Source organism: Psychrobacter sp. YP14 (assembly GCF_003209315.1).
In the GTDB taxonomy this organism is placed as follows: Bacteria; Pseudomonadota; Gammaproteobacteria; order Pseudomonadales; family Moraxellaceae; genus Psychrobacter; species Psychrobacter raelei.
Map to the genome: position 1 here is coordinate 1,963,308 of NZ_CP029789.1, position 13,034 is coordinate 1,976,341.

The following is a 13,034-nucleotide window of genomic DNA, read 5'->3' on the forward strand; positions in this document are numbered from 1 at the left end:
TGTCAGCTTTGGCTTCTTATTGCAGAGTGCTTTGAGGTCAGTTTTAGGTAAAGGTATCCTTATTTTGAGCGATTATTTGAATACTCAGCGTCCGCTAGCCAAGACATCCAGCCAGCCTGTGATCCACTCTTTTGAGTCCGTATTACTGGCCGACTCACGAATGTTAACCACCCACCTACCCAACTTGAGCATCTATGGGCTAGCTAAGCTGCTGTGCGTGGCGATATTAGCGGTATTGCTCAGCGCTTGTAATACCTTACCAAAACAGCCACATTTAAATCAAAGCATTCAATTAACCCAGCGCTTACAGGCTAATTACAATACACACTTACAGCCAGCCTTGCCCAGTAACGCGACCGATGCCGAGATAGAGCTGGACAAAAAAGCACAATTGTCACGCGCAATTGACCAGCAAAGCGAAGCCCATCCGCATTTATCGGGTTACCACACCATCATCACAGGTGCCAACGCCTTTGCTGCCCGCAGTATTTTGACCGATAGAGCCAGCAAAAGTATCGATGTGCAGTACTATATCTGGCACAACGATCAAGCTGGCCAATTATTATTAAAAAAATTATGGCAAGCGGCAGATCGCGGCGTCATCGTGCGCTTTTTATTAGATGATTTTAATAACAATGCTGCGCTAGATAAGCACTTACTGCGCTTTGCTAGCCACCCTAATATCGCAGTCCGCTTAATCAATCCGCTCACCCATCGTAAGTTTCAGACCCTCAACTATTTAGTCAGTCTAAAGCGAATTAACCACCGCATGCACAATAAAAGCATGACCTTTGATCGCAAACTCAGTATCATTGGTGGCCGCAATGTGGGCAATGAGTACTTAAGTAATGATAAAAATACTCAGTTTGCGGATCTTGATGTGCTGTTAATAGGCAATGTGGTCGACGATGTGACACACAGCTTTGATCAGTATTGGGACTCAGGTTTGTCTTATGATATTGAGACCTTAGTAAAAGGCAAAGCTAACAAACCGATAAACTATGATAAACAAACCAGCTCCGAGCAGTTTTTCAGCAGTTTGGAGAAAATAAACCCACAGAACCCAGAGACAGCCGAAGAGGCGCTCAATGCTTATAATCGTGCCTTGGCCAACTCTACCATTGATACTGACTTAATAAATAAAAGAATGCCTTTTCGCTGGGCTCCCATGACTTTTTTGAGTGATGATGTTGAAAAACTGGTTCAAAAAGCAGATCCTGAAAGCCATTTAGTGGTACAGCTTAGAGATCTGCTGGGCACGCCCACTAAGCAGCTGTCTATCGTTTCTTCGTACTTTGTGCCCACCAAAGATGGGGTAAATACTTTAATTGAGCTTGCTAAACAGGGCGTTAAGGTTAGAATACTCACCAACTCTTTTAATGCCACTGACGTTTCGGCAGTTCATGCCGGTTATGCTCAGTGGCGTGTGGCCCTATTAAGAGCGGGTATTGAAATCTATGAATTAAAGGCCACAGCGTCTGAAGAAGATAGAGAAAATAAGCTGTGGCGGGCTCGCTCTCAGTCATCTACGAGCCTACATGCCAAAGCTTTTGCTGTCGATGATCACAATGTGTTCATCGGCTCCTATAATGTCGACCCCAGATCAGCCAATATTAATACTGAGATGGGCGTGGTCATTGAAGATGATGCGTTGGCCAAAAAATTGCATGCTGCTATTAGTGACCAGTTATTATCGCAAGCTTACAAGGTCATCTTGACCCCAACCAGTCAACTGCAGTGGCAAACTTTGGAAAATACTGAGCTGGTTATTTATGAGCAAGAGCCGCACATAGACTTAATAGATTCATTATGGATTAATGTCATGTCCTCGATGCCCATTGACTGGCTGTTGTAAGTTTTATACCCCTTATTTGATTAGCAGACGCGTCCTATCCGTTACGCTTAGGATGCTCATTTTACTTTTAATCACTCGATACCTTTACTATGCCTTTTGTTGCCTTATCAGATTCCCAAAGCTCGGTGTCCCCAAAGCAATTAATGGTTATTTGCTTTGGTAATGCGGTCGCCTATTTTGATTTTCTAATCTATCTTTTTATGGCAGATATCATTAGCGCCACTTTTTTTCCGGCCAATGATGATCCGTTACTCGCCAAGCTACAAGCACTTACCATATTTATCGCCGGTTATTTAACTCGGCCCATTGGGGCGCTGCTGCTGGGCCGTTATGCCGATGTCAAAGGCCGCAAACCTGCGCTTTTGATCAGCACCTCATTTATTGCTGCGACGGCACTTATTACTGCTTGCCTGCCGACATACTCCCAAGTAGGCATTTTGGCACCCATCTTATTCTTTATCGCACGCATGTTTCAGGGCATGGCCTTTGGTGCGCACACCCCCTTAGGCTGGGTGTATATTGCTGAGCATGTAGACAAGCGTAATCTGGCCACTTACTTAAGCTTTGTCACCGCAAGCTTTATGCTTGGTGAGCTGGGCTCAAACTTATTATTTGAAGTAATTACCAACACCCATACGCCCACTGAGCTTATCGAAAGTGGTTGGCGTATTCCTTTTGTTTGGGGCGCTACGCTCAGTTTTGTGTCTTTGATGTTGTGGCACACTTTACCTGAGACGCCTATCTTTACCGCTCAAAAATGCAAACAGAAGTTTATGCCCAAAATATCTGAGATTGGGCCGTCATTTAAGCGCTTTAATGCCATTTTCTTAGCCTTAGTACTGACCTTTATTATGAGTAGCTTGACAATGGTTGTGGCCTTGCTATTACCGCGGCTAATTTCTATGAAGTTTAGTATTGATGAGTCTATGCTCAGTTTCTCAAATAATTTGGGCTTACTGTTTTTAATGATTGGTTGTATATTTTTTGGGTTAGTCGCAGATAAAAGCAGCACCGGTAAGGCTTTAATGATTGGCTCAATCGCCTTGACCTTGCAGGCTTTAGCCTTTTATTACCACTTAGAAAACGGCGGTGGCGCGTTTATCTTATTTATGTACGCCATTTTAGGGTTCTGTACGGGTATTATTAGCCTAGGCTCCGTCATCTTAGTGCAGTTATTTCCCACCGAGGTTCGAGTCGCCGCCGTTTCGCTCACTTATAACTTTATGTATGCGATAGTGGGGGTATCCCTACCCTTTGGTCTGGTCTATGCCACCAACTTGGTCAGCATCTCGCCGGCGTTATACATTATCTTTGTGAGTATCGTCACCTTTATTATCGGGCTATATATTTACCGTTTGCCTAAGTTTAAGTCGCTCGATGCATCTATTAAGCTATAGCTAATATAAACACAAAAGCCAAAAATCGGCTCAAGCAGGTCATGATATAATGATCACTTGAGCCTTTTGCTGCTCAAGCTGTCTGCTACAAACCCTATCGTCTTCCCCTTTTTATTCTAAGAGTACTTATCCTGTTATGACTGATACTGCCTCAGCTGTCACCGCAGCGCCTTATTCTGCCGATCTCATGCACAATAAGCGACTCTCAGTTGCCCCTATGATCGACTGGACTACGACAGATTATCGTTTTTTTGCGCGTCTGTTTAATCCGCACACTTACTTATATACTGAGATGATTTCGACCAGTGCCATTTTACAAGGCAAAACCGATCGCTTACTGCGCTATGACACACTTGAGCATCCACTGGTATTACAGCTAGGCGGTGCCGATATTAGCGAGATGACCCAGTGTGCTGTTGAAGCACAAAAGCGCGGCTTTAATGAGGTTAATATTAATGTGGGCTGTCCCTCTGATAGAGTCCAGCACAATAAAATAGGTGCCTGCTTGATGGCTGAGCCTGAGACCGTAGCCGCCTTGGTGCGTAATATGCAAGCGCATGTTGATATTCCAGTGACTGTCAAGCATCGCATTGGCATAGATGAGCATGACAGTTATGAGTTTATGCAAGACTTCGTGAGTGCCAGTGCTGAAGCCGGTTGTCAGCGTTTTATCGTTCATGCCCGTATCGCTTGGCTAAACGGACTAAGCCCTAAAGAAAACCGTGAGATTCCGCCACTGCGCTATGAGGATGTCTACCGCTTAAAGCAAGCGTTTCCTGAGCTACATATTGAAATTAATGGCGGTATTGATAGCATTGAGCAGATCAAAGCCCATCTTCAGCAAGTCGACGGGGTCATGATTGGCCGTGCTGCCTACCACAATCCCTATATCTTGGCCGAAGCGATGTCGCTTTGGGGCGAGGCTGCGCCTAGTCGCGCACAGATATTAACCAAATTGTACCCCTACTTAGAGCAGCAAGTGGCCAAGGGCGAGCCGCTACCTTCTTTGGCCCGTCACTTCTTGGGGTTGTTCCAAGGTCTGCCCGGTGCCCGCAAATGGCGACAAGCTTTAAGCGGTAAGCAGCAAATGAGTGTCGATGATATTCGCCGAGCAGCTGATGCGACCCTAGCCATCATTGAGCGTGCGGCTACTGATGATTTGCTTGATAATTCGCTCAATTAAGCCCTATCATGCCTGTTCGTGATGGCGCCCAATAATACAGACAAAAAAAGCTCAGTGCTGATGGCACTGAGCTTTTTTTGTCTGTATTACTGGGTACTAATATTACTGGGTATTAAGATACATCCACATTGCCAACCCATTATTCATCATATGAATAAGTATCGGCAGCATCAAAGACCCAGATTTGGCACGGGCGTAACTGAGCAGTAAAGCCAGCAAAAATATCACGCTCATCTCATAAAACGCATATTGTAAGTGGATAATGGCAAACAAAATACTGGTCACCAAACTTGCCACCCATACCCCAGTCTCGCCCTCAAACTGCTCTTTTGTTGCCGTCCATAAAATGCCGCGGAACATCACCTCTTCATAAATAGGCGCAGCCACCACCATGACTGCTATCAACAACCATTTTGGGTCTGCACTGGCATACAGCTCATCGACAAAAGCGGTGGGGTCTTTTTCAAGCCAATAAGTCACCGCCTCAGTCGCAAACATAAATAGCAGCCACAGCCCAAAGATACCCAGAGCTATGCGCGGTGCAAAAGGCTTAATTGCCAAATAATCCGCCACACTGTGGTTATGAGACAAACCGGGTAAGGTGCTACTGTTTAGGGTAACCTGACGCAGCCGTACTTTAATCAGCGCCGCTATTGCCAACAGCAATACCACCAAAGTAAATATCATCGCATAGCTGGTCACTGTGCCGTTATAACTGCCCATACCAAAGCGCTGCGCAGCGGTCAGCGTCTGTTCATTAAACACATAAGGGGCGAACAGATACACCCCAAGCAGCTGCAGTGCCAAAAACAGACCCACAATGCCAATATACAACGCCCCCACGCCAGCTTTAGAAAATAGCTTGGGTGGGGGCGCATCTAAAATAGCTTTATCCGTAGATCTGTATAGCCGATGGCTCATGGTTTATTTTTAGCCTTGTTCAGCAATGGTTGCCAAAATTAACGACACCACAGAGTCAGGATACTCTAGCGGGAACATGTGTCCGCCAGCATGTAGCTTAAAGGGGATAGACAGCCGCTTACGTATCTTGGGCGGAAAGCTGCGTTTATAAAACTGACTGTCATCACCAATAATTAGAGTCACCGGCTTTTTGGGTGGTTTATTGGGTTTTAACCAATACCAAGAGGGATTCGTACGAAACACGGCAACTTCAGCGTCTTTTGGAATGGTTAGGGTCACTGTACCATCGGGTAGACTGCGCAAGCCATGCTGAATGTAGCCCTCAAAGGTGCGTGGATCGAAGTTTTTAAAAAAAGTCTTAGGTCGCAAAAGCTGACGCGCCTGCTCACGACTGTCCCACACATCGCGGCGATGCTTAGAGATACCGGCAGGTGACATCTTATCCACGGTTTTTGCTGACAATAGCTTAGCGGCATGCCACAACAAGTTATCACGGCCATAAATAAGCGGTGGATCCATCAATACCGATTGCATAAATAGCTTAGGCTTACGGTACATCGCCTGTAGGGTACACAAAGCCCCTAATGAATGGCCAAGCCCTATCACCGGCACCTTGTGCTTGTTGACCACGCTTTGAATACTATCAATCACTTGATCTGTTAAGCTCTTCCAGTGATTATCAATGGGATAACTGACCTCGCCCAACTCATCAAAGCCCAGAACTGGGATATACTCCACCGTAAAATGCTCCTGTAGCTGCTCAAAGAGTGGCTGGTAGACTTGGCTTGGCATACCATTGGCATGGGCAAAATGAATAACAGGCTTACCGGTCAGCTTTGACACAGGTAAGCGTGAAAAATCTAAGTTAAGAGGACGAGGTAGTGTTGACATTTATTTCATCTCAGCTGAAGTTTGTTCCTCTGGCAATAGCTTTAGTTCTACCGAAGAACCAATACCAGAGCCCAATTGTAGAGCAAAGTTATTTAAGAACATCTGCATCGGATCAACTGGGGTGTAATCTACTACATTATCAATATCCAGCTCTTTTTCCAAGCTCATTAAGCTGCCCTTTTTATCGGCCAGACCCAAAGCAATGGCTTGCTCACCTGTCCAGAACAGCCCAGTAAATAGCTTATTGTCTTCTGGATTTTTTAGTCTGTCGCCGCGACCTTTTTTCACAGCATCAATAAAATGCTTATGCGTATTGTCTAACACGCCTTTGATGTGCTGCTTTTCAAAGTCTGTTAAATCACGGCTCATGCTTAGGATATCTTTGTACTCACCAGCCGTCAGTGTGGCATCTTTTACACCGTACTTATCCATCAAGCCTTTTAGGTTATAGCCTGGCATAATAACACCAATTGAGCCAACCAAGCTTGAAGGATTAACGTAAATCTCATCAGCCGCAGAAGCAATGTAATATGCCCCTGAAGCGCCCATATCACCGATCACCGCGTACAGCTTTTTATTGGGGTGCTCTTTACGTAGCGACATCATGGTCTGCCAAATCTCATCTGACTGCACCGGAGAGCCACCGGGCGAGTTGATATTCAACACGACAGCCTTGGCGCCTTTTGATTCGAATGCTTCAGATAAAGCAGCGCTAACATCGTAGGCATTAGCGGTATTATCAGCACTAATGACCCCTTGCAAATCCACCACAGCAATATGCGGCTTGGTCACATCAACGCTGCTAATGCTCTCGGCAGTACTACAACTGCGGCTGAGCATAAAAAATAATAGCAGTAAGGTAAGCAAGCTTAATACTTTAGAAATCACGCGCCAGCGTCGAGCACGGCGCTGCTCTTCAATGCTTGCCAATAAGGTTTTTTCAAGCAAGTGCCACTCTCGGCCCCCAGAGCTTACCGGCATTACTCGCGGTGATGGATTGTCTGAGTTGTTGGGTGTGGGGGTGTTATCGGGAGCTTTATTTGGATCTGGCGGCCAGTTTGACATATAAAATGTGAATCCTACTTTTAGATTAATGTGTTTATTTTGCTGATAAAGCAGTAATTTTTATTGCGTCACTTAATGGCGTAAATAAGACACCATACCGCTTTTTTAGCAGTTGCCACCATACCTTACAACGCCTATGTCTGTCAGCGGTAATTCTGTAAAATATTAATTCAAATCTTATTGTTAGGCCTAAGTAGTCGATGACGTCATTTGCTTTTGTCATTGAGTCATTGTTTACTTACGTTCTCACTAAGCGATGAGATATTGATACTATTTATGATCAATTGTTTCACCAATTTTAAGTCATTTAATATTACTCATCACTCATAAGATAGTGCTGCTGCCAGTACAAATGACTGTCTTTTAACTTCACAGTGGTTCTACTAAATACTTGACCACCAATATGCCAGGTTAAGGGCTGAAATACGTCAATTAAAGCCGGAGCCAGATACGCTTGAGATGGGGTAATCCAGTGCTGAGCCAAGACTTGATCTGTTTGCTCACACATAAGCGGCCACAACTTGCCAAGCTTGGCCTGCCGGCTACTATAAAAAATCACTGCATTGTGTGCGCTTGGCGCTAAGCTTGCCCCCGCCTTATGCTGAGCATACCTTTTAGGCTTGGCTGTCAGCGCACGCAGATCTTGTTGGTCATGCAGCCAAAATGTCTGCGTGCCGCTAAGCTTAAGCGTGCAATCTAAAAGCTGTCTGTCATTAAGCTGTGGCCAGCCGGTAACAGCAGTTAATGACCAGCCGCCACCCTCCTCAGAGCGGTGCTGCGTCTGCCAGCTTTGGTTGGCCTCACAGCTTTGTGCCAGTAGTGTACTGCCCTGCATCTGAGCTTGTATCATCGTCTTATTAGCGTTAAGGCCTGCCTGCCAATAATACGACAGTGGAATATACTCATCTAATTTAGACACCACAGCCGCCAGCTCAGGGGTATTTGTTTGCACCACCACTCCGGTCAACTGCTTTATATCTTGGCGCTGTATCTGATCGTACAAAGCGGTTGATATCTGCTTGGTTTGCTCATCAGTTAGTTGCGGGCTCGGCTGTAGATAGGCTTTAGGGTAGCCCGATAACAACAGCCAAGCATCTGAATGACTATAAATAAGGGTGGCGGCATACTGCAAATTATTTAGATTAAGCACCTTTATGTTTACTGCTTGCGTATCAAGGCTTGTAGCACTTGATTGAGACTCAGCTAAGCGGTGTTGAGCCGTCGTTGAAGCAACACTCATGGCCGCGATCAGACTCAATGGCGCTAGCGCAAGCAATCTGTTAAGCACGCCTTTAGGCAACAAAAATGGCAGTAGCACCATAAACAGCAACAACAGCAGTGAGATATCAAGCTCAGTATAAAGCCAGCCTACTTGCTCAAAACGGGTTTGTAGCTGAAAAAGCAGCTGATGCAAACCATCGAGCAGCCAAAATAAAAAGGACCAGATTTTATCCGGCAACACTGAGCTGCTAGGCCAAGCCGCATACAGCACACCTGCTAACAAATTTAGCGGCACAATCACCCAGCCAAATAGACCAATGGCAAATAAATTAATGACAAAGCCCCACAAAGATACTTTGCCAAACAGCCATAAACTCAGCGGTAATAAAGCCACCGACATCCACATTTGTAGTTTAAATAAGGCCACAAAGTGCGCTTTAAGCGTCACCCTTAAACGCTGCAAGACGCCGGTGTTTGTAGCACGACCCACCTCCTGTCTAGAAGAGGGGCTCACCTGCCAGCGCTGACCATAAGCCACCAAAGCTGCGACCGCTATAAAAGATAGCCAAAACCCAGCTTGCCATAATACAAAAATATCGACCCAAGCCATGCCCACTGCTAGCCACAGCAGCACTTTTAAGGTAGCCGGCGCTGCCAACACATAACGCAGCAGCCCCACAATAAGTAGCATAAACGCCGTACGCACTGCTGGGACATCAAAGCCTGCAAATAATGCATAGCCAAAGGCGACCACCACAGCGATACCAAACGCCCACTGCCACCGCGGTATGCGAGCATACCAGATAGGCCAAAAGCAAGTAATTATCGTGGTAACTATCCCTGCACACAGCAGGGCCAAGAATAAAACATGGGTACCGGAGATTGCCAATAAATGGGATATCCCTGCAAAGCGATATAAGCCGCTCATCTCTTGACTGATTAAACTGCGGTCACCGGTGAGCAGGCTTAAAGTCACCGCCAGCCCTTGCTGTGGATTTATTTGCTGAGGATCGCGTGCCGTGCGCTGCTGCCTTAATGCCAAAAAGTGCTCACGCAATAAAAAACGCTGCTGATTAATTGTCTGGGGCACACTAAGCTTAGGGTTTATGAATGCTTTTTTAACATCAGCATGGATAAGCTTTGCCTTTGCAGTGGCATGGCGGCTACTTAGCCAACGATACTCATCGAAGTCCTCCACCTCATCATGCGCTTTAAATTCAATAGGAGTAAGCGCTAAAGACATGGTCAGCTGCTGATTAGCTGCCAGATCATTGAGCCACTGCTGCTGACCGCGATAACTTTGTAACATCACTGTCATACTACTGGGTAAGCGGCTTTTGGCAGGTGCGTTAAGGGATAACGCTTGGGTCTTTGAGGCGTTTTGGCTGTGATTAATGGTTTGCGGTTTGTTTTGGCTGACAGAGTTTTTATTCGGTATTTTTTGAGTGGGATTGGCCAGATAAAATGGATTGTCTAATTTAATAATGCCTTGCTGTGAGGCAGTAGCAGCCATAGAGTGATAAGGGCGTATATTGGTTAAGCGTACCAATTGGCGATAGCCTTGCGCCACCTGCTTTTTTTGAGGGTTTAACTTTGGGTTTACACCTCCCTCAGAGGACAGTGACACTGCTTTAGCAGCCTCAAAGGTGAGCCTTTTGTCACTTAAGCCAATAGGCGTAACCAAGGCGTTGACATAGAGGGGCCTTGTCGGCGCCTGCTCAATGGCGCTCAGACGCTGTGCCACACTATGACATAACGTAGCTGACCAAAACAGACCCACAGCAATTAAGGTTAATAAAGCGGGCACAATGCCTGAAACAGTTGGCTTTTTAAAAATCCTAGGCAGTGCAAAATATGAGGGTGACATTGAGGGTTTAGCAAAAGCTGAGGAGTTAGTGGTAGTGGCGGGCGTAAGCAGATCAACTGAGTGATTCACAACCAAAGAGGGCGCTTTAGTATAAGACGCAACTTGAGTATAAGGCGCAAAAGGCAAAAGCTGCGGCTGGGTAGCCACGCCGATTGAATAAGACAACCGGCGCCTATGCCAAGCCATATATCCATAGCGCAGTAGCCACACCAGCGCTAAACCGATAAGCTGCACATAACTGGCGTACTGCCAACGTTCTGCTCCGACCTCAGGGGCTAGTTGATACCCCATCAATAACAGCTGATCAGGCGTCATCTGCAAAATGGCCAACATCAAAACCAGTGCCACAAGTGCCATTAGCCAAATCAACTACCTATCCTTATTATTGTCTATCGTGACTTTCTTAGCAGAAGCGTACAACAATCATAAGGCAGCTAACATAAAGGCCTAATCCGAAAACGCTTCCCACTTACCGTTTTTTAGCAGCATTTGACGATCGGCCATGGCCGCCAGATTTCTGTCATGAGTGACCATAAGGAGCGCCGTTTTCATGGTGTCTTGAAGCTCAGCCAACAGCGCAAAGATACTTTGGGCATTGTCATAATCTAAGTTACCTGTCGGCTCATCCGCTAAGACGAGCGAGGGCTTGGTTACCAAGGCTCGAGCAATGGCTACCCGCTGACGCTCCCCGCCAGACAACTCACCAGGGCGATGCTCTAATCTGTGCCCAAGCCCCACTCGCTCAAGCAAGTCCACGGCCTGCTGGCGCGCCTCTTTAATAGGCACCTCTTTACGTAGCAATAGCGGCATGGCCACGTTCTCAATAGCGGTAAATTCGGGCAACAGATGGTGAAACTGATAAATAAAACCTAAGTGCTTATTGCGCATCTCACCGCGCTCAGTTTCGTTCATGTTATTTAAACACTGACCATGTAGCCATACTTCACCTGAGCTTGGTACATCAAGCCCGCCCAATAAATGCAGCAACGTACTTTTGCCTGAGCCACTGGTACCTACAATGGCAATGCGCTCACCGGCTTTAACGGTTAAATTAAGCCCGGTCAGCACCTGAGTGCGGATATTGCCCTCATCGTAGATTTTATTAATATCTTTTGCGACTAAAATTTCTGACATACTGTTTTCTCAATACCTATTTCTAAGGCCACCTCTGAGTTTATATAAACCCAATGAAGCGGCTTATTTTTATTTATTCGTAGCGTAAGGTTTGGGCCGGCTGAATATTGGCTGCTCGGCGAGCGGGATAAATGGTCGCCAAAAAGCTCAATAAGAATGAGGTGCTGGTGATGATCAGCACATCTAGCCAGCGCAGCTCTGTGGGCAGATAATTGATAAAGTACGCATCAAATAAATGTAGGTTAAATGCTTGGTTGACCCAGCCTAGCAAATCGCCAATGGTCAGTGCCAAAACCACCCCCAAAATAGTACCCGCTACCGTACCAATGACACCGATAACCAGTCCTTGTACCATAAATACTTGGGTAATGAGTTTTGGAGAGGCGCCAAAGGTCTTTAAAATTGCAATATCCGCTTTTTTATCAGTTACCAGCATCACCAAACTTGAGACAATATTAAAAGCGGCGACGATGATGATTAAAAACAGCAATAACCCCACCATGGCCTTCTCCATTTGGATTGCACCAAATAAATTGCCATGAGTACGTGTCCAGTCATTGGGAAACAGCTGCTGCGGATTGATTTTAGCAGCACGCTGAGCCACTTGAGGCGCTAAGAAAATATTATCAAGCTTCATTCGAATGCCTTGCGCGCCCTCAGGTAAGCGCAAAAGCGTCGCCGCATCACCCATAGGAATAAACGCCACTAGGTTATCTACTTCACGGCTAATATTAAACACGCCCGTTAAGGTAAAGCGCTTAAAACGAGGAATAACGCCTGCAGGCGATGGCGACGCTTCTGGCAATACCAAAGTCACCTTATCACCCACTTGTAGGCCCAAGGCCTCCACCATGCTCTCACCAAGCACAATACTAAAGTCGCCATCTTTTAGGGTGTCTATGCTGCCCTCAACCATGTGCTCATTGATGATAGAGACATTTTTTTCATACTCAGGCTCAACCCCAGTGACCATAATGCCGGCCACCTGACCATTAGAAGTTAACATGCCTTGTAGCTCAATAAAGGGCGCCACTGCATGTACTTCGGGGTCTTTTTTAATTTCATTGGCGAGGTTTTTCCAATCAGGGATAATCTCCGCTGAAGTGACGGTCGCTTGGGGCACCATACCCAAAATCCTGGTCTTAAGCTCCCGATCAAAACCGTTCATGACGGACAAGACCGTAATCAATACTGCGACCCCAAGGGTCAATCCCACCATAGAAATTAATGAAATTAATGAGATAAAGCGGTTACTACGCTCAGCGCGCGTATAACGTAATCCTAAAAATAAGGCTAATGGACGAAACATAATACAGGCTCTTAACCTATTCGGTAATAAATAATAGGTGATGACTAAAATGAGAAGTGAAGGACACAACAAAAACCCATAGTTTGACACAAACAGCGCTAACTTGGCTATGCTTGATTGCTGCAGTTACTTTATTATAACTGTCTGTGTTTTTAATTTTAGACACAAAAAAAATATTATTTTTTTATCTA

General features: G+C 45.8%; 9 protein-coding genes. 3 read left to right on the forward strand and 6 right to left on the reverse strand.

Annotated features, from left to right (window positions below; translation table 11 throughout):
- The first annotated feature begins 160 nt into the window (after nucleotides 1–160).
- The 3 genes from DLE54_RS08060 to dusA all read left to right on the forward strand — a co-directional run bounded on the left by DLE54_RS08060 (nucleotide 161) and on the right by dusA (nucleotide 4,435).
- Nucleotides 161–1,855, forward strand: a complete 1,695-nt coding sequence (locus DLE54_RS08060) for a phospholipase D family protein (protein ID WP_413775374.1) — start codon at nucleotides 161–163, stop codon at nucleotides 1,853–1,855.
- A gap of 143 nt (nucleotides 1,856–1,998) precedes the next feature.
- Nucleotides 1,999–3,252 carry an MFS transporter gene (locus DLE54_RS08065; protein WP_227535679.1) on the forward strand — a complete coding sequence of 418 codons (1,254 nt, stop codon included), beginning with the start codon at nucleotides 1,999–2,001 and terminating at the stop codon, nucleotides 3,250–3,252.
- A gap of 136 nt (nucleotides 3,253–3,388) precedes the next feature.
- The gene (dusA, locus tag DLE54_RS08070; RefSeq protein WP_110816812.1) at nucleotides 3,389–4,435 is read left to right on the forward strand and encodes a tRNA dihydrouridine(20/20a) synthase DusA; all 1,047 of its coding nucleotides are present in this window, start codon (nucleotides 3,389–3,391) and stop codon (nucleotides 4,433–4,435) included.
- Between the two features lie 102 nt (nucleotides 4,436–4,537).
- Here the strand turns inward: dusA and DLE54_RS08075 are convergent, their stop codons facing one another.
- The 6 genes from DLE54_RS08075 to DLE54_RS08100 all read right to left on the reverse strand — a co-directional run bounded on the left by DLE54_RS08075 (nucleotide 4,538) and on the right by DLE54_RS08100 (nucleotide 12,843).
- Nucleotides 4,538–5,356 carry a CPBP family intramembrane glutamic endopeptidase gene (locus DLE54_RS08075; protein WP_110816813.1) on the reverse strand — a complete coding sequence of 273 codons (819 nt, stop codon included), beginning with the start codon at nucleotides 5,354–5,356 and terminating at the stop codon, nucleotides 4,538–4,540.
- A 9-nt stretch (nucleotides 5,357–5,365) separates the two neighbouring features.
- Nucleotides 5,366–6,247 carry an alpha/beta fold hydrolase gene (locus tag DLE54_RS08080; RefSeq protein ID WP_011960953.1) on the reverse strand — a complete coding sequence of 294 codons (882 nt, stop codon included), beginning with the start codon at nucleotides 6,245–6,247 and terminating at the stop codon, nucleotides 5,366–5,368.
- On the reverse strand, nucleotides 6,248–7,312 hold the full coding sequence (sppA, locus tag DLE54_RS08085; RefSeq protein ID WP_110816814.1) for a signal peptide peptidase SppA: 1,065 nt from the start codon (nucleotides 7,310–7,312) through the stop codon (nucleotides 6,248–6,250).
- Nucleotides 7,313–7,625: 313 nt separating this feature from the next.
- Entirely contained in the window at nucleotides 7,626–10,769 is a 3,144-nt protein-coding gene (locus DLE54_RS08090) for a ComEC/Rec2 family competence protein (RefSeq protein ID WP_110816815.1), read from the reverse strand.
- Nucleotides 10,770–10,847: 78 nt separating this feature from the next.
- A complete protein-coding gene (gene lolD / locus DLE54_RS08095; protein WP_011960956.1) occupies nucleotides 10,848–11,534 on the reverse strand; it encodes a lipoprotein-releasing ABC transporter ATP-binding protein LolD in 687 nt (228 codons plus the stop codon).
- A 73-nt stretch (nucleotides 11,535–11,607) separates the two neighbouring features.
- Complete coding sequence (locus DLE54_RS08100; RefSeq protein ID WP_110816816.1) at nucleotides 11,608–12,843, reverse strand: lipoprotein-releasing ABC transporter permease subunit; 1,236 nt, start codon at nucleotides 12,841–12,843, stop codon at nucleotides 11,608–11,610.
- Nucleotides 12,844–13,034: the final 191 nt, after the last annotated feature.

Excerpts from the sequence above, each read along its gene's own strand:
- dusA (WP_110816812.1), top strand. The coding sequence starts at position 3,389 with ATGACTGATACTGCCTCAGCTGTCACCGCAGCGCCTTATTCTGCCGAT.
- DLE54_RS08100 (WP_110816816.1), bottom strand. The coding sequence starts at position 12,843 with ATGTTTCGTCCATTAGCCTTATTTTTAGGATTACGTTATACGCGCGCT.
- DLE54_RS08065 (WP_227535679.1), top strand. The coding sequence starts at position 1,999 with ATGGTTATTTGCTTTGGTAATGCGGTCGCCTATTTTGATTTTCTAATC.
- lolD (WP_011960956.1), bottom strand. The coding sequence starts at position 11,534 with ATGTCAGAAATTTTAGTCGCAAAAGATATTAATAAAATCTACGATGAG.
- DLE54_RS08080 (WP_011960953.1), bottom strand. The coding sequence starts at position 6,247 with ATGTCAACACTACCTCGTCCTCTTAACTTAGATTTTTCACGCTTACCT.
- DLE54_RS08075 (WP_110816813.1), bottom strand. The coding sequence starts at position 5,356 with ATGAGCCATCGGCTATACAGATCTACGGATAAAGCTATTTTAGATGCG.
- DLE54_RS08060 (WP_413775374.1), top strand. The coding sequence starts at position 161 with ATGTTAACCACCCACCTACCCAACTTGAGCATCTATGGGCTAGCTAAG.
- sppA (WP_110816814.1), bottom strand. The coding sequence starts at position 7,312 with ATGTCAAACTGGCCGCCAGATCCAAATAAAGCTCCCGATAACACCCCC.